20 protein-coding genes, 1 tRNA gene and 1 riboswitch are annotated in these 19,250 nt (G+C 61.6%); of the genes, 11 read left to right on the top strand and 10 right to left on the bottom strand.

The genetic code is table 11. The features are described from left to right. The first annotated feature begins 54 nt into the window (after positions 1–54). Complete coding sequence (locus tag JNB71_RS09560; RefSeq protein WP_220371584.1) at positions 55–291, top strand: Lrp/AsnC ligand binding domain-containing protein; 237 nt, start codon at positions 55–57, stop codon at positions 289–291. A gap of 251 nt (positions 292–542) precedes the next feature. Continuing rightward, positions 543–1,106: a dihydrofolate reductase family protein gene (locus tag JNB71_RS09555; protein ID WP_220371583.1), complete on the top strand. Its 564-nt coding sequence runs from the start codon at positions 543–545 to the stop codon at positions 1,104–1,106. A 95-nt stretch (positions 1,107–1,201) separates the two neighbouring features. Here the strand turns inward: JNB71_RS09555 and pdeM are convergent, their stop codons facing one another. The 3 genes from pdeM to JNB71_RS09540 all read right to left on the bottom strand — a co-directional run bounded on the left by pdeM (position 1,202) and on the right by JNB71_RS09540 (position 4,943). Further along, positions 1,202–1,927: a ligase-associated DNA damage response endonuclease PdeM gene (gene pdeM, locus JNB71_RS09550; protein ID WP_220371582.1), complete on the bottom strand. Its 726-nt coding sequence runs from the start codon at positions 1,925–1,927 to the stop codon at positions 1,202–1,204. Positions 1,928–1,951: 24 nt separating this feature from the next. Beyond that, positions 1,952–4,441: a ligase-associated DNA damage response DEXH box helicase gene (locus JNB71_RS09545; protein ID WP_220371581.1), complete on the bottom strand. Its 2,490-nt coding sequence runs from the start codon at positions 4,439–4,441 to the stop codon at positions 1,952–1,954. A gap of 124 nt (positions 4,442–4,565) precedes the next feature. Continuing rightward, entirely contained in the window at positions 4,566–4,943 is a 378-nt protein-coding gene (locus JNB71_RS09540; RefSeq protein WP_220371580.1) for a hypothetical protein, read from the bottom strand. A gap of 161 nt (positions 4,944–5,104) precedes the next feature. On the opposite strand from JNB71_RS09540, the gene JNB71_RS09535 reads away from it, so the two are divergent. After that, complete coding sequence (locus JNB71_RS09535; RefSeq protein WP_220371579.1) at positions 5,105–5,308, top strand: hypothetical protein; 204 nt, start codon at positions 5,105–5,107, stop codon at positions 5,306–5,308. A gap of 22 nt (positions 5,309–5,330) precedes the next feature. Here the strand turns inward: JNB71_RS09535 and JNB71_RS09530 are convergent, their stop codons facing one another. After that, positions 5,331–5,972, bottom strand: a complete 642-nt coding sequence (locus JNB71_RS09530; RefSeq protein WP_220371578.1) for a YitT family protein — start codon at positions 5,970–5,972, stop codon at positions 5,331–5,333. Between the two features lie 141 nt (positions 5,973–6,113). Between JNB71_RS09530 and JNB71_RS09525 the strand changes: the two genes are divergently transcribed. Then, a complete protein-coding gene (locus JNB71_RS09525) occupies positions 6,114–6,614 on the top strand; it encodes an RrF2 family transcriptional regulator (RefSeq protein WP_220371577.1) in 501 nt (166 codons plus the stop codon). Between the two features lie 21 nt (positions 6,615–6,635). Continuing rightward, positions 6,636–7,097: a carboxymuconolactone decarboxylase family protein gene (locus tag JNB71_RS09520; protein WP_220371576.1), complete on the top strand. Its 462-nt coding sequence runs from the start codon at positions 6,636–6,638 to the stop codon at positions 7,095–7,097. 128 nt (positions 7,098–7,225) lie between these two features. Here the strand turns inward: JNB71_RS09520 and JNB71_RS09515 are convergent, their stop codons facing one another. Together JNB71_RS09515 and JNB71_RS09510 are read right to left on the bottom strand one after the other, a co-directional pair. After that, positions 7,226–8,230: a Tim44 domain-containing protein gene (locus tag JNB71_RS09515; RefSeq protein WP_220371575.1), complete on the bottom strand. Its 1,005-nt coding sequence runs from the start codon at positions 8,228–8,230 to the stop codon at positions 7,226–7,228. A 291-nt stretch (positions 8,231–8,521) separates the two neighbouring features. Beyond that, positions 8,522–9,400, bottom strand: coding sequence for a DMT family transporter (locus JNB71_RS09510; RefSeq protein ID WP_220371574.1), 879 nt, complete (start codon positions 9,398–9,400; stop codon positions 8,522–8,524). A 383-nt stretch (positions 9,401–9,783) separates the two neighbouring features. Between JNB71_RS09510 and JNB71_RS09505 the strand changes: the two genes are divergently transcribed. Genes JNB71_RS09505 through JNB71_RS09495 form a run of 3 tightly spaced genes read left to right on the top strand, consistent with a single transcriptional unit; the run spans position 9,784 to position 11,747 of the window. Next, positions 9,784–10,449, top strand: a complete 666-nt coding sequence (locus JNB71_RS09505) for a S24 family peptidase (RefSeq protein ID WP_220371573.1) — start codon at positions 9,784–9,786, stop codon at positions 10,447–10,449. A gap of 13 nt (positions 10,450–10,462) precedes the next feature. Beyond that, on the top strand, positions 10,463–11,284 hold the full coding sequence (locus JNB71_RS09500) for a thermonuclease family protein (RefSeq protein WP_220371572.1): 822 nt from the start codon (positions 10,463–10,465) through the stop codon (positions 11,282–11,284). Positions 11,285–11,336: 52 nt separating this feature from the next. Beyond that, positions 11,337–11,747 carry a tellurite resistance TerB family protein gene (locus JNB71_RS09495; protein WP_220371571.1) on the top strand — a complete coding sequence of 137 codons (411 nt, stop codon included), beginning with the start codon at positions 11,337–11,339 and terminating at the stop codon, positions 11,745–11,747. A gap of 18 nt (positions 11,748–11,765) precedes the next feature. Here the strand turns inward: JNB71_RS09495 and JNB71_RS09490 are convergent, their stop codons facing one another. After that, on the bottom strand, positions 11,766–12,635 hold the full coding sequence (locus tag JNB71_RS09490; RefSeq protein WP_431028526.1) for a transporter substrate-binding domain-containing protein: 870 nt from the start codon (positions 12,633–12,635) through the stop codon (positions 11,766–11,768). Positions 12,636–12,727: 92 nt separating this feature from the next. Between JNB71_RS09490 and JNB71_RS09485 the strand changes: the two genes are divergently transcribed. Both JNB71_RS09485 and JNB71_RS09480 read left to right on the top strand, forming a co-directional pair. Then, positions 12,728–14,623, top strand: a complete 1,896-nt coding sequence (locus JNB71_RS09485) for a glycosyltransferase family 2 protein (protein WP_223215809.1) — start codon at positions 12,728–12,730, stop codon at positions 14,621–14,623. Positions 14,624–14,755: 132 nt separating this feature from the next. Next, on the top strand, positions 14,756–15,025 hold the full coding sequence (locus JNB71_RS09480; protein WP_220371568.1) for a hypothetical protein: 270 nt from the start codon (positions 14,756–14,758) through the stop codon (positions 15,023–15,025). 223 nt (positions 15,026–15,248) lie between these two features. On the opposite strand, the gene JNB71_RS09475 is transcribed toward JNB71_RS09480, so the two are convergent. The 3 genes from JNB71_RS09475 to JNB71_RS09465 form a co-directional block, all read right to left on the bottom strand. Then, on the bottom strand, positions 15,249–16,274 hold the full coding sequence (locus JNB71_RS09475) for a calcium-binding protein (protein WP_220371567.1): 1,026 nt from the start codon (positions 16,272–16,274) through the stop codon (positions 15,249–15,251). Between the two features lie 282 nt (positions 16,275–16,556). Further along, a tRNA-Gly gene (locus tag JNB71_RS09470) sits at positions 16,557–16,630 on the bottom strand. Positions 16,631–16,695: 65 nt separating this feature from the next. After that, a complete protein-coding gene (locus JNB71_RS09465; protein ID WP_220371566.1) occupies positions 16,696–17,793 on the bottom strand; it encodes a 2'-deoxycytidine 5'-triphosphate deaminase in 1,098 nt (365 codons plus the stop codon). Positions 17,794–17,900: 107 nt separating this feature from the next. Next, positions 17,901–17,979: riboswitch (SAM riboswitch) on the top strand. 45 nt (positions 17,980–18,024) lie between these two features. Between JNB71_RS09465 and JNB71_RS09460 the strand changes: the two genes are divergently transcribed. After that, positions 18,025–19,209 (top strand): O-succinylhomoserine sulfhydrylase, encoded by a 1,185-nt coding sequence (locus JNB71_RS09460; RefSeq protein ID WP_220371565.1) that lies wholly within the window; start codon positions 18,025–18,027, stop codon positions 19,207–19,209. Positions 19,210–19,250: the final 41 nt, after the last annotated feature.

Raw genomic sequence — 19,250 nt, 5'->3', positions numbered from 1 at the left:
TTGCGGTCGAGAAGCATCGAAAGGCCACCAGTTGGCCGATGAATGGAGTGTCCGATGAAGCCGATTTTCGTCCAGCTGCAATGTGCACCCGGCAAGACCTACGAGGTCGCAGACGCGATCTACAAGAAAGAGATCGTTTCGGAGATGTATTCGACCAGCGGCGATTACGACCTGTTGATCAAGATTTATGTCGAGGAAGGCGAGGACATCGGCAAGTTCATCAACGACAACATCGCCACCGTCCCCGGCATCAATCGGTCGCTGACGACGCTGACGTTCAACGCGTTCTAGCGGGCAGCGGTCCGGCCGCGCCCGGATGTTCCCGCATGTCCTCTTCGGAGTGATCCGCACCGTTGCATGCGGCAAGCGCGCTCGACATGCACGCAATTTCCGCACTTCCCCAATATGGCACCCGCTGAGAAGCGCCAAAACCGGCGTGCGGTCGCGCGATTTGCCTCCGGAAAACCGCTTGCATTTCACAATCGGATTGCCTAATCTCGGACCAGTTGCAAAACGATATTGGTCGCCGGAGGAGAAGTGTGATGGGCAAAGTTGTCGTCTGGAACCTGATGTCGCTCGACGGCTATTTCGAAGGTGCAAGCAAATGGGACCTGGATTTCCACCTGCTCGTCTGGGGGCCTGAGCTGGAAGCGTTGAGCAAGGAGTTCGGCGAGAAAGCCGAAGCGCTGGTTTTCGGCCGCGTCACCTACGAGGGAATGAAGGCCTATTGGACGACCACGGAGGATGACACCGAGATCAAGACCTTCATGAACGCGCTTCCGAAGATCGTCGCCTCCCGCACCTTGAAGGACGCGGATTGGAACAACAGCCGCGTCGCGAGCGACATTGCCGGCGAACTTAAGCGCCTGAAGCAGGCATCCGGGAAGAATATCTATATCTTCGGCAGCGCCGAACTGGTTGCCTCGCTGTTGCCGGACGACGTGATCGACGAGATCATGGTCTGCGTCGTGCCGGTGCTGCTCGGGCGCGGAACGCGGCTCTTCAAGCCTGCAAACGAGCGCACGTCGCTCAAGCTGCTCGAATCCCGCCCGCTGCAGTCCGGTGGCGTCATACTGCGGTATGAGACGGAGAAGTCTGCGGCCTGACGGTGGTCACTGAGAACATACGGCATTTCGAGCCGCTGGCGGGGCGGCCGAACGTCCCGTTGGATCGGTGCCATCAGGATCTTGAGACGTAGAAACTACCCCAACAAATTTGCAAATTTCACCGAAAAGATCCGGTCCCGCCCGAGCATATGGGCGACAAGGCTGTGGCGGTCGAACAGGCCGTGCATGGCCTTGTGGCGCAGGTCGAGACCGCCGGTGGTGACGCCGAAGGCCGGCATGATCAGGCGGCTGCCATCGGTGGCGAAACAGGCGCGCCGGACCCGCTTCTCCCGACGCGTGACGGTCGCAGCCGGATGGAGATGGCCGGCAATCTCGCCGGCGGGAGCATCCTTTGCCGGTTCGTGACGGAAGACCAGGCCGGCATGATGGAGTTCGTCGGCAGACGCGCCGGGCAGGCTGACCGTGCCATCGGGATCATGGTTGCCGTTGATCCAGATCCATTCGCGGCCGCGCGCCATCGTCTCTATCATCTGACGGAAAATTCCCGGCATCAGGGCCGAGCCGACGCGGTCGTGGAAATTGTCGCCGAGGCTGATCACCGTCTTCGGATTGTGACGGCAGATGACGGCATCAAGGATGCGCAGCGTCGCCAGCGTGTCATAAGGCGGCAAGAGCATGCCGCGCCGGGCAAAGGCCGAGCCTTTTTCCAGATGCAGGTCGGAAACGACGAGGGTCTCGAGATCGGGCAGGTAGAGGCCGCCGAGCGGGTCGCAGATTGCTGCCACGCCGTTGATGACGATGCGGGCGGACAGCGCCGGATTGTCCGGCAGGGCGGCGATGGCGTTGGCTATGCGGTGCATGTGGTTCCGGCTTGTCGATTACGGTCAATGCCCTGCCACCACCTCGCCAAACAGTTCGTCAGCGGCTTCGGCAAGCAGGAAATCCTGCGCGTCGCCGCCGACCGCTTCCTTGCCGATTTCGAGCATGACCGGCACGGCAAGCGGAGAAATCTGCGTCAGCGGGCGATGGGTGATGTGGCCCTTGATTCGCGATAGCATATCGCCAAGCCGCTCGATTTCCAAAAGTCCGGTGGAGGCGTCGTTGCGGGTGGCTTCGAGCAGGATGTGATCGGGCTCGTGGCTGCGCAAAACGTCGTAGATGAGGTCGGCCGACACCGTCACCTGCCGTCCGCTCTTTTCCTTGCCCGGATGGCGCTGGTCGATCAGGCCGGCGATGACAGCGCAGTTTCGGAAGGTGCGCTTCAGGAGGAAGCTTTCATTGAGCCAGGCCTCCAGGTCGTCGCCGAGCATGTCCTCGTCGAGCAGGTGCGCAAGCGACGGACGCTTGCTCGCGAAGGCCGCACCTAGGTCCTCCAACCCCCAGACAGCCAGCGAATAGTCGGTAGCGACGAAGCCGAGCGGCTTCAGCCCGGCCCGGTCGAGCCGCCGCGTCAGGAGCATGCCGAGCGTCTGATGCGCAAGCCGCCCCTCGAAGGCGTAGATCACCATGTAATGGCGACTGCCGCGCGGAAAGGTCTCGACCAGCAGTTCGTCCTCCTTCGGCAGCATCGACAGATCCTTCTGCAGCGACAGCCAGTCGCGCACCTGGTCCGGCAGGCTCGCATGGCGGGCCGGGTCGGCCAGCATCTTGCGGACCTGCCCGGCGAGGTAGGTGGAGAGCGGAAACTTGCCGCCGGCGTATGAAGGAACCTTGGGGTCGAGCGTATAGCCCTGAGATACCAGACATTCGTTTTCACGGATGCCTTCGAAGCGCAGCACCTTGCCGGAAAACAGGAAGGTGTCGCCGGGCGACAGCATCTCGAGGAAATATTCCTCCACCTTGCCGAGCGGCATTCCTCCTCGACCGAGCGAGCCCCGAGCGTTGCGCCTGACCATGCGCACGTTCAGCATCGGCGATTCGATAATGGTGCCGACGTTGAGACGATATTGCTGGGCGATCAGCGGATTCGACACCCGCCAGAGGCCTTCCCTGGTTTTGCGGATCTTGGCGTATCGTTCGTAGCTGCGCAACGCATAGCCGCCGGTGGCGACGAAATCGATGATGCGCTCGAAGGTTTCCCAAGTGAGATCGGCGTAAGGCGAGGCGCTGGTGATTTCCGTGTAGAGCGCGAGAGGATCGAACGGAGCGGCGCAGGCCATGCCAAGCACATGCTGGGCGAGCACGTCGAGCGCGCCCTTGCCGACGGGCGGGGTGTCCTGCGCGCCGATGTAGTTGGCGTCGAGGGCAGCCTGGCACTCCATCACCTCGAAGCGGTTGGCCGGCACCAGGATGGCGCGGCTCGGCTCGTCCATGCGGTGGTTGGCGCGGCCGATGCGCTGGGCAAGGCGCGAGGCGCCCTTCGGCGCGCCGACATGGATGACCATGTCGACATCACCCCAGTCGATGCCGAGATCGAGCGTCGAGGTGGCGACGACGGCGCGCAACCTGTTTTCCGACATCGCCGCCTCGACCTTGCGGCGCTGGGCGACGTCGAGCGAACCGTGATGAAGGGCAATCGGCAGATTGTTGTCGTTGATCGTCCAGAGTTGCTGGAATACCCGCTCCGCCTGGCTGCGGGTGTTGACGAAGAGCAGTGTGGTCTTCTGTTCGCCGATCGCCCGGTAGATGTCGCCGATGGCATAGGCTGCGGTATGGCCGGCCCAGGGAACATGCTCCTCGGTGCGCAGAATCGAAATCTGCGGCCGTGCGCCGCCCGTCACCGTGATTAGCCCGGCGTGATTGTTTTCGCCGGCTCTCTGCGGGCTAAGCCAGCGCTGCAGGTCCATCGGGTCTGCGACAGTGGCCGACAGGCCGATTGCCTGCAGGCCGGGCGCCAGTTTTCTGAGGCGGGCAAGGCCAAGCGACAGGAGATGGCCGCGCTTGGAGGTGACGAGCGAATGCAACTCGTCGAGCACGACATATTTCAGGTCCTTGAAGAAACGCTCGGCCTCGCCATTGGCGAGAAGCAGCGCCACCTGCTCGGGCGTCGTCAGGAGAATATCGGGCGGATTGAGCTTCTGGCGCTGGCGCTTGGCTTGTGGCGTGTCGCCGGTGCGGTTTTCGATGCGCACCGGCAGGCCCATTTCGCCGACCGGTTTCATCAGATTGCGCTCGATATCGACGGCGAGCGCCTTCAGGGGCGAGATGTAGAGCGTATGGATGCCGGTGAAGGCCGAGCCCGGCGGGATTTTCCCGCGCCCGGTGAGCGAAACCAATGACGGGAGAAATCCGGCGAGCGTCTTGCCGGCGCCGGTCGGCGCGATCAGGAGCATGCTTTCGCCCCCCTGCACGCGCGCGAGAAGCTCCAGTTGATGTGCACGCGGCTGCCAGCCCTTTTCCGCGAACCAGCGCAGAAAGGGCGAGGGAAGGAGCATCGAGGTTTCTGCGCGCGCGGCGGAATCGATCTGGTTCACGCGTACAAATGTAGATCAAATACGGCGGATTTGAAGGGCCGTTTGGTCCTTCGGCTTATGTCGGCATCGTTGGCCGATGCCTCAGCTAACCAATCAGCGTCCTTGTACGTGACAGAGCATAGATAGCCCATCCGAGCAGATGTCCGAAAAAGTGGATGCTCAGCAAAGCATATACGAGCATCGCGAGGACGATGAGTTGTGCGTCGGACATGGGAGATGCGCCGAACACCGAGCGCAGAATCTGGGGAACCCATCCGAAGCGAAGGCTCCAGCCGCAGCCGAGATAGCTGCATTGCGAGGCGATGCTTTGTGCCGTAGCCGCCGAAAACAAAACAGAAATGGTGATTAAGTTTCTCAGCGAGTATTCATGATCGCGAATAAGTCTGGAGACCAGCACTGCCTTGCTTATTGTCAGTACGAAAGCCGCCAGCAACGAGAAAAGGATCGTGAGTGGAACAGTCATGTCTTGCTCCTCCTGGATATCGACGAAGGATAAGTTTAGCGACTTTCAAATCAGTTTAAGCTATTGCTAAAATTCGCAACAATACCGACAAACTCACATGGAACACTTCGCCCGCTTTTGCGTTGATGGAAATCGAACGGCCAAGATCAAGGGAGAGGGATATGCCGTTGTCAGTGCCCGATGAAACCGTCGTTCCGCCCGATGAGCATCTCCTGACAGTGCAGGAGGCGCTTGAACCGCTTTACCAGAAGCTCGAACAGGAAGTGGAGAGCAAGTTGGTGGAAGCAGCCGTCGACGCGGGTTGGTCTCCCTATGATGCGTTGAATGCCATCGCGCAGCTGAAAAAGCATGACGGCGTTGAATGACTGAACGTCGGGTGGGGCGCTCTCACATTGCGATATAGCGATCCTTGCGATGGTTCACGGCCAGCGTAATGTTCATCACCAATGCGCCGGCAATCGAGCAGGCGATGATGTAGGGGCTGGCGAGGAACACGGAGCAGGCGACGATGGCGCAGTCGAAGCCGAGCTGGACGAGGCCGGCGCGCCAGCCGAAGCGATCCTGGAGATAGCGCGCCAGAATGCCGATGCCACCCAGGCTGGCGCGATGGCGGAAGAGTGCCAGCAGTCCCGCGCCGATGACGAGGCCGCCGAACAGCGCTCCAACGAGCGGATCGACCTGTGTGAGCCCCAGCGCAGGCGGCACGACCTCCGACAGGGTCGCGGTGATGGCGACGGCGGCGAAGGTCTTCAGCATGAAGGTAAGGCCCATGCGACGGAAGGCGAGATAGTAGAAGGGCAGGGTTGCAGCGAAGAAGCAGGCACCGAAGCTGAACCCGGTCGCGTAGTGGATGAGAAAGGCGATGCCCGGCACGCCGCCCGTCAACAGCCCTGCGCTGGACAGAAGCGTAATGCCGAGCGCCGCAAGCATGCTGCCGGAGATGACGCCCTGCACGTCGTCGGCGATCGAGTGGCGTTCAGCGCTCGAAGCCATCAGCGTCGCAAAGACTGATTTTGTCGGTGTTGCCATCATTTCTGCCGTGTCCTTGCCCTTGGGAATTCCCTTCTATCGTCCGCTTTGCCAAACGCAAGCGCTACGGCCGGTTCCCGTCCGTTGACAAGCACGATAATCGTGGATAAGATATATCCACGATATGACAAGGAGAGAGCGGTGAGATTGGGCGAGGGTGTCGAGCAGGCCATTCACAGCGTTGCGATGCTGTCGGGCCTTACGGAGGGCGGCGTGCTCTCGGCTGCCGCGATCGCCGAATTTCATGGTGTTTCGACCAGCTATCTCTTGAAGCATCTGCAGGCGCTGTCGGGCGCAGGCATACTCGATACGGTTCCGGGTCCGAAGGGCGGATACCGGCTGGCACGGAAACCGACGGACATCACGCTTCTCGACATCGTCCTTGCCGTCGAAGGCCCGGCACCAGCTTTTCGCTGCGGCGAAATCCGCCAGCGTGGGCCGAACCCGCTACCGAGCCGGTATTTCGCCAAACCCTGCGGCATCAACGCCGCCATGCTGAAAGCCGAGCAGGCCTACCGGGCGGAACTGGCAAAGACCACGATTGCCGACCTCGGTCGCGCCTTGGCCGCGGTCGATGACGGCGCGATCGCAGCCAGGGGCTGCGCCTTCCTGGAAATTCATGAACGCAAAACGGCTCGCTGAGCCACATCAAGGAGAAGACCGATGCAAACTCGTCTCGACATGACCAAAGCCTCGCCGGAAGCCTTCAAGGCCGTGCTCGCGCTTGAAAATTTCGTGCAAAACTCCGGGTTGGAGCGTCGCTTCATCCACCTGATCAAGCTGCGCGCTTCCCAGATCAACGGCTGCGCCTACTGCGTCGACATGCACGTCAAGGAATCGCGTCATGACGGTCTGAGCGAACAGTGGATCAACCTGATGTGCGTCTGGCGCGAATCGCCGGTCTATGACGCCCGCGAGCGGGCGCTGCTGGGCTGGGTCGACGCGGTAACCAACATTGCCCAGACCGGCGCTCCCGATGAGGCCTATGAAACTCTGAAGGCGCATTTCTCGAGCGAGGAGATCGCCAAGATCACGGTCGCGATCGGCACGATCAATGTCTGGAACCGCCTTGCCGTCGGCTTCCGCTCGCAGCATCCGATCGACAAGCCGGCAAAGGCTGCCTGAGAGAAGCCCCTCTCCGCTCCTTTTCCGCCCGCAGTGCGGCAGGCGGGGGCTGGATCAGGCGCTGGCCGCCTGCATGGCCGGCCGGGAAAAGCGGTTCCCGGCCAATGCCCGAGCGCGACACCCAGCGCTTAGGCGGCCATGCCCTGAATGGCCGAGACCTGCCAGTCGCCGCCGCGCTTGCGCAGGAAGGTCCAGAGCTCGACGGCTTCGGTCGGATGTTCCGGATCGCCCTCGACGACGCGGCCGGTGGCGCGGTCGCGCGTCACGTCGATGCTTTCGTAGCGCATGGCGACCGTCGCATAATCGGCGTCGTCCTCACGCCAGGCTTCCGCCACGTCGCCCTGCACCAGATGCACGTCGCTGACCTCGTTCTTCAGGCCCCTGGTGGCATTGTCGCTCAGTTCCTCGGCGAGCCACGACATCGCCTCCGGCGTCGTCAGCTTGCGCAGCGCCGCATAATCCTCTGCGGCATAAGCCGCCTGCACCTGCTTCAGCATCGTCTCGAACCGGTCGAGATCCTGCTGGCTGACGCCGATCTCGTCTGCAGGTCGCGACACGGCGCGCGCCGGCTCCTGCCGCGCCGCGCCGCCGATCTGCGGGATTTTGAAAGGCATGCCGGCGCCAAAGCCGTTGCCCGACGGGCCGGAATACCCCGTGGCAGCATCACGCGGCGAATAGCCGGCGGCGGCCGGTTCGTTGCGGCGGCTAAAGAAGCGCATCGCCAGCATGACGGCGCCAAAAATCAGGCCGACCTGCAGCAACAGGCCGAGGAAACCGGCAGCGCCGCCAAGGCCGTTGCCCATCAGCATGCCGATCAGGCCGCCGAGCGCCAGGCCGCCGAGCAGCGAACGGCCGAAACCGCCAAACAGACCGGGGCGCTGGGCCGCGGGGCGCGTCTGGCCCATGGTCTGTTGGCCGGTCGCCTGGCCGGGAGTCTGCTGCGGCGTCATCGTCCGGTTGATCGGCGCGGCGTCGCCGGGTGCCGTGCGGGTGATCGGCGGCGTCGAAAACGTCCGTGTGCCGCGACTGCCGAAGCCGCCGCCGGCGCGGCGAGCCTCGGCGAGATCCACCGCGGTCAACATCACCATCGAAGCGACTGCGATCGTCGCGAGAGCCCGTCCAACCTTGAACATCATACCCATCCTGTTGTCTCTTCCCGGCGCGCCAGGCGCGCTTGTGAGGGACATATGGGGACTCCCGCCCGGAATTGAAGTCTTTTGCCACACAGTTCACGGTAAAGCGGGTGGGAAGACGCCTCCGGACTGCCACATTTTCGGCCTCGCCGACCTCCCTGCGACAATGGCCTGCTGCCGGGTGGGCGTCAGCACCGAAACCGCACGCATGGATGCCGAGGGCATCGGACACCATGTCAGCGGCGAAAACGCTCGAGGCCTTTCGCCGTTTCATTGCGAGCAAGAACTGATCTAGCCAACGGTCAACCGCCGCCCGAAGCGTTCGCCCAAGATGATGATCATGCCGGCGGAGAAGATCAGCGCAGCGCCGATGAAAACCTGGAAGGCCGGGATATCGCCCCAGATCAGGAAGCCAAGGGCGAAAGCCCAGATCAGCGAGGAATATTCGAATGGCGCCAGCACCGAAACCGGCGCGCGGCGCATGCCTTCGAACAGCGCATATTGGGCGATGCCGGCGATCAGCCCGGTTGCCACCATCAGTGCGACGTCGGCAAGGCTCGGCGGCACCCAGGTGACCGTGACGGCAAGGCCGGTGAACAGTATGAAGAAGCCGCTGGATATGGTCATCTGCACCAGCGTCACCTCCTCCAGCGCGGTCTTGCGCAGGAGCACCGTCGAAAAGGCCCAGAACACCGCCGCCAGCAGTGCCAGCCAGACCGGCAGCGAGAGCTTCAGGCCCGTGCCGAACGGGTCCGTGGCGACCAGCACGCCGATGAAGCCGACGACGACCGCGATCCAGCGCAAAAGTGGCACGTCCTCCTTCAGGATCGGCACCGCCAGGATGGTGATCAGGATCGGCGCGGCATAATAGAGCGTCGTCAGTTCCGCCAGGCCCAGATCACGCGCCGCCGTGTAGTAGCAAAGCCAAGCCGCCAGCAAAAGCAGATTGCGCAGGATCATGGGCCCGAGAACCGGCGACCGGAGAGAACGGCGCAGCAACGGACCACGCCCGACGGCCACGCACAGCACGAAAATCGTCACGCTGCGGACGAATAAAATCTGCCAGACGGGCAGCGCCACCACCAGCCATTTGACCGAGGCATCCTGCAGCGTGAACAGGAAATAGGAAAAGATTGTCAGCAGAATGCCGGAAAGGACGGAGGTATTCACGCAAAGCTCCCGATGCACGGCGGAGCGTGCGGCTGCCCTGTGATAGCGCGGTCCGGTGCGGCGGGAAAGAGAAGCCGATGATCAGGTTCTGTGGCGAAAAATGGGATAGGCTGGTCCTACTTGGGCTCCTAAATCATGTTCTAACTACCTTGCGCCGAACGAAGAGAAGGGGCTACGACCTCCCCCAGCCTCTCACAGTTTCCACGCATCCGGTCGGCGATCCTGCGTTTCAATCGTGTGATTGTGGTAAAACGGCGTAGTTGCAGGATTATTTTCCTTGAATACTTTACTAAAGGCCGCGGTTTCGCTAATGTTCCTGCCAGACGGCAGGAAGCAAACAGCAGAGAAAGCGTTACGCTTCACCGCCCGCAGGATGCGCAACGATGTTTTCACATGACCGGATCTGGGGCGCGATCGATGCGCTCGCCGAGCGTCACCAGCTATCGCCTTCGGGTCTCGCCCGGCGGGCGGGGCTCGATCCGACGTCGTTCAACAAGTCCAAGCGGCACTCTGCTGATGGACGCGAACGCTGGCCGTCGACCGAATCGATTGCCAAGGTCCTCGATGCCACCGGCTCGACAATCACCCAGTTTATGGAATTCCTGCGCCCCGGACCGGCGTCCGGCTCGCTGCCTGACGGCGCGTTTCCGCCGCAAACCGGCTCTATCCCCCTGCTCGGCTTCGCCCAGGCAGGCGCCGGCGGCTTTTTCGACGATGGCGGCTTTCCGGCCGGCCAGGGCTGGGATGTGGTCGAATTTCCGGCCGCACCGGGTGCCAGGGCCGGCGTCTATGCATTGGAAATCCAGGGCGACAGCATGCTGCCGCTCTATCGCGACGGCGACGTGCTGATCGTCGAACCCGGAGCACAGATCCGCCGCGGCGACCGTGTCGTGGTGAAAACGACCGAGGGCGAGGTGATGGCCAAGGTTCTGGTGCGCCAGACTGCCCGCAGCATCGAGCTGCTTTCGCTTAACCCGGAGCATCCGAACCGCACATTCGAGCTCAGCGAGGTTGACTGGATAGCCCGTATCATCTGGGCCAGCCAATAGGACAGTTTTCCTGATGAAGCGGCCCCTCACCACCATCGCCGGCGGATTGCTTGGCATTTTTCTGACTGTCGCGCTTCTCAAAGGCGGCGCATCGGTCATTCAGGGACAACAAAGCGCGGCCGCTCCCGAATTCACGCTTGAAACACCCGAGCTCAGCGATGTACCGGATCTGGGCGGTGTGGAAACGGACGTTGGCGAAGAGGTGCCGGTCGATCCCGCGGAAAACGGCACGGTCGATCCCTTGAGCACGCCCGTGCGCGACATCGCACCGGAACAATTCGGCTTGCCTGAGGAGGTGACGGCAAAGCCGCTCAAGCGCATCGAGGCCCGCCAGTCGCTGTCCGAGCCCGTGGCAAAACCCGAACCCATCGCCTCCGTCCTTCGCCATCCGGTAGCGCTCTCGGCGGGGCTGATCCAGTTCGATGGCGACCGCCTGCTGCAGCTTGACGGGCTGGTCTCGCAGACAGCCGATCGGACCTGCGACGCCAATGGCAAGCGCTGGCCCTGCGGCCTCGTGGCGCGCACCGCATTCCGCAACTTCCTGCGGGCCCGCGCGCTGTTGTGCAACGTCCCGAAAAACGGCTGGCAAGGCACGCTGACCACCACCTGCACCGTCAACGGCATCGATCTCGCAGTCTGGCTCGCCAAAAACGGCTGGGCGGAGGCATCGGCGGGATCACCGCTCGAAACCAGGGTGGAAGCGGCAAGACAATCCGGTCTCGGCATTTTCGGCGACGATCCCCGCTCCGTCGGCGCAGCGCATGCCCCGCTTGATGAAGCGACGACGCCCGAGGAGCCGCCAATCAATACCGATATGCTTCAACCGGACTTGTAAGAGACAGCCCCGGTCCATACCTCTTTGCCTAGTCCCAGCAGCACGGATCGTCATGCCCGATAACCTCAGTCCTCAGGAAGCTCTCATCTATGTGATGGTGATGATGTCGGCAGTCGACAAGACCATGACCGATAACGAACTGGAGGGTATCGGCCGGCTGGCTCGCCACCTGCCGGTCTTTGACGGCTTCGATCATGACCGGCTGGTGCATGTGGCGCGGGAATGCGGGGCTCTGCTCGACGGCGCGGAAGGACTGGACATCGCGCTTGAAGTCGTGCGCGAGGCGCTCCCGCCCCGGCTCTACGATACGGCTTATGCCGTCGCCGTGGAGCTTGCCGCGACGGATCATTCCGTCCTGAACGAGGAAATCCGGCTGCTGCAGCTTCTTCGGGACCGGCTGGGGCTCGACAAGCTTACCTGCGCCGCCATCGAGCGCAGCGCCATCGCCCGCTTCCGCAAATAACCGGCAGAGAGACAGCGATCAGTAAATGCCGGCGGGAAAATACCGCAGGTAGATTTCATTGAGACGGCCCTTGCGCGAGAGTTCGAGCAGAGCGTGATCGATCGCCTGCGTGAGGGCCGGGTCGCCCTTGCGGTTCATGATCGTCAGCCCCTCCCCGAGGAAACGCTGCGAGAAATAAGCGCCGTCCAGAAGCGTACAGCAATTGGCAGCGTCATTGCCCGCCGTCCAGAAGGACAGTTGCATGCCATCGGAGAAGGCTGCAGCAACAGCCCCGCTCTTCAGCGCCGTGAGCATCGCATCGCGGCTGGCAAATGACCTGACCTCGAACGTCGGAAAGAACGCCTTCAGCATCGCTTCGTGTGTCGTCCCGGATACCGCACCGACCGGCTTGCCGCCGAGCGCGCTGACGGCGAGATCGCTCCCCATGGCCTGCCGATTGGCCGCAAATCGGGCGGGCAGCGTCATGAAGGCGCGGGAAAAGGCGAAACGCTGCCGAAGCTCGGGGCTGATGCCAATCCCCGCGATAATTGCCTCTCCCTGCCCGTCCTCGAGCGCGGACTGCAGTTCCGCGAAAGTCACGGCCTGGATCTGACATTTGGCCTCGATCTCCAGTTCCCGGCAAATTTCCCGCGCCAGATCGACATGGAAGCCTGAAAGCTTGCCCGACTGGTCGATGAAGTTGAAAGGCGGGAAATCCACCGTCGTCAGAAAGCGCAGGCGGGCGAGGCCGCTCAGATCCGGTTTCGCGATCCGCTCGCGCGCGTCAAACAACAAAGGCAGGTCGTGAACGCCGGCCGCCCGTGAAAGGCCCGAAAACGCTGCAATCAGCAGCACACACAACGTGAAAATCCCATTGAATTTTAGAAGTGCACGGAGCGCGCGTATCACTATGATCATTCCCGGGATCAGATAAGGGGATATTGCCGCCAGGCGGCGACGGGGATTGCATGCGGCTGGAAGATTATCCGGACAATTCCGGAATGGCTACCGCAAATCAAGCGCCGGGCAGACGAACGCCGTCTGCCGCAACGGCGCAACTGTTCTCTCTGGCTTTGAAACGGGAAGGCCGCCTGTTGCTGCAGATGGGCATCGGCAAGCCCTTGATTGCGCAGGCCATGCTCCTGGCCGAAGAGCACGGAACGACCGTCGAGGAGGAACTTCTCGCCTCTGGCGACATCAATGAGGCCATCTATTTCGCAGCTCTGGCCGAAAGGCTCGGGCTCGACTTCATGCCGGATATCGACCCGAACCGGGTGCAGGATATTGCGGGGATCGATACGCAGATCATCCGGCCGGAAATGCTGCGTATTCATCACGCAAGCCGCCCGCCGATCACTGTGATCGTTCCTTCGCTTTCCCGGCTGGACGAGATGGCGGCGCTTCTTGAACGAACGCCACCGCTGCGCCAGTCGATCGCCGTCTCCACCCCTTCGGCCGTGCGCAATGCGGCCTGGCAGGCCGGGCGCCGGCGCCGGGTAACGGCGACGACGCAGGCACTTTTCGAAACGACCCCCCTTCACAGCGCCCGCATCACCTTCTGGGGCAAGCAGGGATTTTATGCCGGCGTCATGCTCGGCGCGCTGGTCGCAGCCGCGATCACACTGCCGATCGTCAGCCTCCTGATGCTGCATATCGTCCTGACGCTGTTCTACCTGGCCAACTTTCTCGTACGGTTCTATGCGCTCGGCTGCGCCTTCCTGCAGCAGCGCTCCGGGCGAAGGCCCCCCATGGAGGACGAGACGGTCGGTCCCCTGCCCGTCTATTCGGTACTGGTCGCACTCTACAAGGAAGAAAGCGTGGCCGCACAGTTGATCGCAGCGCTGGACCGGCTCGACTGGCCACGCTCGCGCCTCGATATCAAGCTGATCTGCGAGGAGGATGATGTCGAGACGATCGCCGCGTTGCGCGCCCTGCCGCTCGCGCCCGAATATGAGATCGTGCTTGTGCCCGTGCACCTGCCACGCACCAAGCCGAAGGCCCTGAGCTATGCCCTGCCCGGGGTTCGCGGCGCCTTCGTGACCGTCTATGACGCGGAAGACCGGCCGCATCCCGGCCAGCTGCGCGAGGCCCATGCCGCGTTCATGGCGGCACCGGAGCGCGTGATCTGCCTGCAGGCCCCCTTGATCGTCACCAATGCCCGGCAATCCTGGCTGAGCGCGCTGTTTGCGGTGGAATATGCCGGGCTTTTTCGCGGGCTGTTGCCGATGCTGTCCCTGACCGGCCTGCCGCTGCCGCTTGGCGGGACATCCAACCATTTTCGGACAGCGGAGCTGCGGCACATCGGCGGCTGGGATCCATACAACATGACCGAGGATGCGGACCTTGGCATGCGCCTGCATCGCCTGGGCTATCGCTCCCGTGTCATCCTCAGGCCCACCTTCGAGGAAGCGCCGGTGACGCTGCCGATCTGGCTCGGCCAGCGAACGCGCTGGTTCAAGGGCTGGCTGCAGACCTGGCTCGTGCTGATGCGCAAACCTGCGCAACTTGCCAGGGAAACTGGCTGGCCGTCCTTTGCCGTATTTCAGGTTCTGATCGCAGGCATGCTTTTATCCTCGCTCTGCCACCCCATCGTCATCGGATTTCTCGTCTATCTGACATGGATGATGCTCCAGGACAGCACCCATGTGGACAGCTGGCTCGCCTTCTGGCTGTTTGCCTGCGACATCATCAATATCTTCGGCAGTTATGCCGTCTTTATTGCGCTCGGCCGCAACCGCATGGGAGCGAGCGAGAGACGGGCGGTGGGCAGGAATTGGGTTTACGTGCCGTTCTACTGGCTGATCATGTCACTGGCCGCCTGGAGAGCTCTGCTGGAACTCAGGACCAATCCGTTCTCCTGGAACAAGACGCCACATAGCCCCGTCGGCGAGGCATAGGACGAAAAGCAGGCGCGGTCGGCGGAAATCGTACCCGAAGGCGGATGAATCAGCGCGCTCCGCATTGACGGATCCCGGCATGAAGGAACAAATTAGTTGTTCCTTATGTTCTAGCGTAAAAAGGAGGATACGATGAAAATCGACCCTGATATCGCTATGGCGCACTATGCCTGGAAGATCAAAGCGAACGGCCGGCGTGCCATCCGAAGGGTCACCACGCTCCCGGAACTGCACGACACCCTGCAGACACTGAACCTGCCGGGAATTGCCCCGCCGGAATGGGTCATCAAGGACGCGTGGCGCGATCAGCGTGCCGGGCACGGCCGCTACGTCCACAACGAAGGCGGCAGGGATGAATGGTCACTCGTCTGGACGAAGGTCGACGATGGTCCGGAACTTTAATGCCGAACGTTTCGAACAGGATGTAGGCGCCAGGCCGGGCGCCTGCAAAGCCGGCCCCTCCCACTGAAAACCCCGTCGAATTCATGCGCTGGGAGCGCAGCGCAAGACCGAACGATAATTGGGGGGCCGCCTCGTGAACAGTCCCCCTTTCGCAAAATCCCTAGAGGGATAAGGGCTTCGAGCAGCGGCCCTATGGAAGCCACCCGTTTGACATAAGCGGACGTTAGCTGAACAAGAAGTCGTGCTTGTCGAGTTGCGCTAACTTGACGTTTTCAAGGAGAAGCGACCCCTCGTCGTAGATGATAAGCATGCCGCCAGTCGTGTCAGCTGCATGGTCGAGCACGTCGGCAAACGAGTGCAGGCCAACGTCATGGAAAAGGATTACATCCTTACCGGCTTTGCCTGCTTTGAAATCGGTGATGATATCATCACCGGCATCGTTTTCGAACACGAATACGTCGGGGCTACTAGAGCCGTAAAGTTCATCGTTGCCGGACCCGCCGTAGATGCGGTCTTCGCCTCTACCGCCTGAGATAAAGTCGTCGCCGCTATCACCGTACAGTTTGTCGTCGCCCCTATTGCCGTACAGTTTGTCGTTGCCGGTTCCACCTTTGACAATGTCGTCGCCGAGCTTCGCATCGATGACGTCGTCACCACTTCCGCCGTAGATGACATCGTCACCAAAACTGCCGATCACTCGGTCATTTCCGCTGTCCCCGAATAGACGGTCCCCTTCATCTCGTCCGCCGCTGCCCTGGATGCGATCATCCCCGGCACCACCATGAATGACGTCGCTTTGTCCACCGCCCCTGAAACTGTCCTTGCTTGATGATCCGACCACATTGAAGGCATCATTATAGACCGTACCATTGAGCTGCATGAAATCGCCGTCGGATGCCTGATCGAAGATCGTCTGCAGATCTGAGCCGAAAATGTCGAGGCCGGACATGGACATCTCTGCAGATTGGCTGAATGTTCCATCAACCGCCACCGCAGTTTGCTGACCGAAAGAGATGCTGTCGAGGGTGCCGACAACGTTGCCGGTGCCAGGATCAAGGGTCCAGCCGGTGGAAGAATGAAAAATGACGCCCCCGCCATCTGCACCAATAAACGCATATTCGGTCACATCCGTGTCCGTGGAGAGCGCTGCAGAAACATTGTCGAACGCGAATTTTTGGCTGAGATACCGGCTAAAGCTGATGCCGATACCATTGTTGTCGGGATCAAATGCGTTGATTTGAACTGTCATGCGGTCCCTCCTAGAAGCTAGATAAAATTAAGTAAAAACAGAATCATAGGCACAGGAGTAGCACCAATACGCTGCCGAGGAAATGCCCGAGCTCCGTAGCTGGAATGCGCTAAAAGGCATCATTGTGATTGATATCCTATCGGAGATACGTGAGCCGCATAGCCGCCACTCAGCGGTGATCAAACGATCGACAGGGCCAAAGCCAGAACGAAAAGTGTAAAACTGGCGTTAAACCGTCTGCTTGAGAGGGTGCCGAGTGCCCTCAAACCTTAGGAAACAAGGTGGAGCGGGTAGCGGGAATCGAACCCGCACGATCAGCTTGGGAAGCTGACAAGCTACCACTACATCATACCCGCGTCGGCTTAGGAGGTTTCCACCAAGCGCTGCCGGCTGTCAAGGTGGCTTCGGATGGCGGGCACCTTTATTCCGAGCGGAAATGCTTGGACAGCTTCAGTCCCTGCGCCTGGTAGTTGGAGCCGAGACCGAGACCATAGAGGCCTTCCGGCCGCTCCATCATGTGCTCATAGACCAGCCGGCCGACGATCTGGCCATGCTCCAGGATGAAGGGAACCTCGTGGCTGCGAACTTCGAGCACGGCGCGGCTGCCCGTTCCGCCCGCAAAGGCGTGGCCGAAGCCGGGGTCGAAGAAGCCGGCATAATGGACTCGGAATTCGCCGACCAGCGGATCGAACGGCGTCATTTCCGCGGCATAGAGCGGCGGCACATGCACCGCCTCACGCGAGACGAGAATGTAGAATTCGTCGGGATCGAGGATCAGTTCGTCGCGGCCGCGGCTATAGAGCGGCTCCCAGAAATCGAAGATGCCATGCTCGGCCTTCTTGTCGACATCGACGACAGCGGTGTGGTGCTTGCCGCGATAGCCGATCAGGCCGTCGGCGCCGGTTCCCTTGAGGTCGATGGAAAGCGCGATGCCGCCGCCGGAGACGTTCGGCTTTTCGCTGGCAACCAGCACGTCGCTTTCATGCAGCGCCAAGACCTCGGCTTCGCTGAGCAGCGAGTGGCCGATGCGGAAACGGATCTGCGACAGGCGCGAGCCGCGCCGCACGATCACCGGGAAGGTGCGCGGGCTGATTTCGAGGTAGAGCGGGCCGGAATAGCCGGCGGGTATCTTGTCGAATTCCTGGGCGCGATCGGCGATAACGCGGGTGAAGATATCCAGCCGGCCGGTCGAGCTCTTCGGATTGGCCGAGGCCGACATGTCGGCAGGCAGGTCGACGCTTTCCATCAGCGGCACGATGTAGACGCAGCCGGTCTCGAGCACGGCCCCCTCGGACAGATCGACGACATGCAGTTTCAGCCGGTCAAGCTTGTCAGCCACGAGATGACTGGGGCCCGGCAGGAAGCTGGCGCGCACGCGAAAGGCTTTCGAGCCCAGGCGCAGGTCGAGGCTTGCCGGCTGGATCTGGTCGATATCCAGCGCACCCTCGCTTTTCAGACGCCCCGTCTCAAACAACGCCGCTATGGCGCGATCGGCTAGAATGCCTGTTGCCCTCGTCATCCCGTGTTCCTTTTTGCCGCAAGCAGCACGTCATAAACCAGATTGTCCCTGTGACATATCTTCTTGTTCAAGGGAATTGACGCAAGCATGCTTGCGCAGTATTTGGAGGATTATCCCGTGGTGATTTGGCCGGTCGGCTTGCAGCCACGTTAAACAAATAGCTAAAAAGGCCGGGTTCGAAACCGGCTTGCTTTTGCGGCCGGTTTTTTTGTTTGTGAAAGCGACGATCCGATGAGCAAAAACTGGCGCCCGGCAACACAGCTCGTTCATGGCGGCACGACCCGTTCGAACCACGGCGAAACCTCAGAAGCCATCTTCCTGACCCAGGGCTTCGTTTATGACAGCTCGGAAGCCGCCGAGGCGCGCTTCAAGGGCGAGACCGACGGCTTCATCTACGCCCGCTACGGCAGCCCGACCAACGACATGTTCGAACAGCGCATGTGTATGCTGGAAGGTGCGGAGGACGCGCGCGCCACGGCATCCGGCATGGCGGCGGTTTCGGCGGCCATTCTGTGCCAGCTCAAGGCCGGCGACCATATCGTCGCCGCCCGCGCCCTGTTCGGCTCCTGCCGCTGGGTAGTGGAGACGCTGGCGCCGAAATACGGCATCGAATGCACGCTGATCGACGGGCGCTTCCTCGAAAACTGGGAAAAGGCGGTCAAGCCGAACACCAAGGTGTTGTTCCTCGAGAGCCCGACCAATCCGACCCTGGAAGTGGTCGATATCGCCGGTGTCGCCAGGATCGCCAATGCGATCGGCGCCAAGGTGGTGGTCGACAACGTCTTTGCGACGCCGCTTCTGCAGAAGCCGCTGGAACTCGGCGCCCATATTGTCGTCTATTCCGCCACCAAGCACATCGACGGCCAGGGCCGCTGCCTCGGCGGTATCATCCTTTCCGACAAGGAATGGATCAACGAACACCTGCACGATTATTTCCGCCACACCGGCCCGGCGCTGTCGCCGTTCAATGCCTGGACGCTGCTGAAGGGCATCGAGACCCTGCCGCTGCGCGTGCGCCAGCAGAGCGAGAACGCCGCGCGCGTCGCCGACTTCCTTGCCGAACAGCCTGAGGTCGCCCGCGTGATCTATCCCGGCCGCAAGGATCATCCGCAAGCCGATATCATTGCCCGGCAGATGAAGGGCGGCTCGACGCTGGTGTGCTTCGAACTGAAGGGCGGCAAGGAAGCCGCCTTCGCGCTGCAGAACGCGCTCGACGTCGTGCTGATTTCCAACAATCTCGGCGACAGCAAGAGCCTGATCACCCATCCGGCGACGACGACACACAAGAACCTGTCGGAGGAAGCCCGCGCCGAACTCGGCATTTCGCCGGGCACCGTGCGCTTCTCGGCCGGCATCGAAGACAGCGAAGACCTGATTGAGGACTTCGCCCGGGCACTGAAAGCCATCGGGGCCTGATTTCCGGCTTTTTTTTGCAAACGCCCGCATCCGCACGGATG

The organism is Rhizobium herbae, from assembly GCF_019511375.1.
GTDB classification, from domain to species: Bacteria; Pseudomonadota; Alphaproteobacteria; order Rhizobiales; family Rhizobiaceae; genus Pararhizobium; species Pararhizobium herbae_A.
Note: the sequence above shows the minus strand (reverse complement) of the source record. Positions and strands in the feature narration are given on the sequence as shown.

What these genes read in the sequence shown, in the direction of transcription:
- JNB71_RS09560 (WP_220371584.1), top strand. Translation starts at nt 55, where the DNA reads ATGAAGCCGATTTTCGTCCAGCTGCAATGTGCACCCGGCAAGACCTAC.
- JNB71_RS09555 (WP_220371583.1), top strand. Translation starts at nt 543, where the DNA reads ATGGGCAAAGTTGTCGTCTGGAACCTGATGTCGCTCGACGGCTATTTC.
- pdeM (WP_220371582.1), bottom strand. Translation starts at nt 1,927, where the DNA reads ATGCACCGCATAGCCAACGCCATCGCCGCCCTGCCGGACAATCCGGCG.
- JNB71_RS09545 (WP_220371581.1), bottom strand. Translation starts at nt 4,441, where the DNA reads ATGCTCCTTCCCTCGCCCTTTCTGCGCTGGTTCGCGGAAAAGGGCTGG.
- JNB71_RS09540 (WP_220371580.1), bottom strand. Translation starts at nt 4,943, where the DNA reads ATGACTGTTCCACTCACGATCCTTTTCTCGTTGCTGGCGGCTTTCGTA.
- JNB71_RS09535 (WP_220371579.1), top strand. Translation starts at nt 5,105, where the DNA reads ATGCCGTTGTCAGTGCCCGATGAAACCGTCGTTCCGCCCGATGAGCAT.
- JNB71_RS09530 (WP_220371578.1), bottom strand. Translation starts at nt 5,972, where the DNA reads ATGGCAACACCGACAAAATCAGTCTTTGCGACGCTGATGGCTTCGAGC.
- JNB71_RS09520 (WP_220371576.1), top strand. Translation starts at nt 6,636, where the DNA reads ATGCAAACTCGTCTCGACATGACCAAAGCCTCGCCGGAAGCCTTCAAG.
- JNB71_RS09515 (WP_220371575.1), bottom strand. Translation starts at nt 8,230, where the DNA reads ATGTTCAAGGTTGGACGGGCTCTCGCGACGATCGCAGTCGCTTCGATG.
- JNB71_RS09505 (WP_220371573.1), top strand. Translation starts at nt 9,784, where the DNA reads ATGTTTTCACATGACCGGATCTGGGGCGCGATCGATGCGCTCGCCGAG.
- JNB71_RS09500 (WP_220371572.1), top strand. Translation starts at nt 10,463, where the DNA reads ATGAAGCGGCCCCTCACCACCATCGCCGGCGGATTGCTTGGCATTTTT.
- JNB71_RS09495 (WP_220371571.1), top strand. Translation starts at nt 11,337, where the DNA reads ATGCCCGATAACCTCAGTCCTCAGGAAGCTCTCATCTATGTGATGGTG.
- JNB71_RS09485 (WP_223215809.1), top strand. Translation starts at nt 12,728, where the DNA reads ATGGCTACCGCAAATCAAGCGCCGGGCAGACGAACGCCGTCTGCCGCA.
- JNB71_RS09480 (WP_220371568.1), top strand. Translation starts at nt 14,756, where the DNA reads ATGAAAATCGACCCTGATATCGCTATGGCGCACTATGCCTGGAAGATC.
- JNB71_RS09475 (WP_220371567.1), bottom strand. Translation starts at nt 16,274, where the DNA reads ATGACAGTTCAAATCAACGCATTTGATCCCGACAACAATGGTATCGGC.
- JNB71_RS09465 (WP_220371566.1), bottom strand. Translation starts at nt 17,793, where the DNA reads ATGACGAGGGCAACAGGCATTCTAGCCGATCGCGCCATAGCGGCGTTG.
- JNB71_RS09460 (WP_220371565.1), top strand. Translation starts at nt 18,025, where the DNA reads ATGAGCAAAAACTGGCGCCCGGCAACACAGCTCGTTCATGGCGGCACG.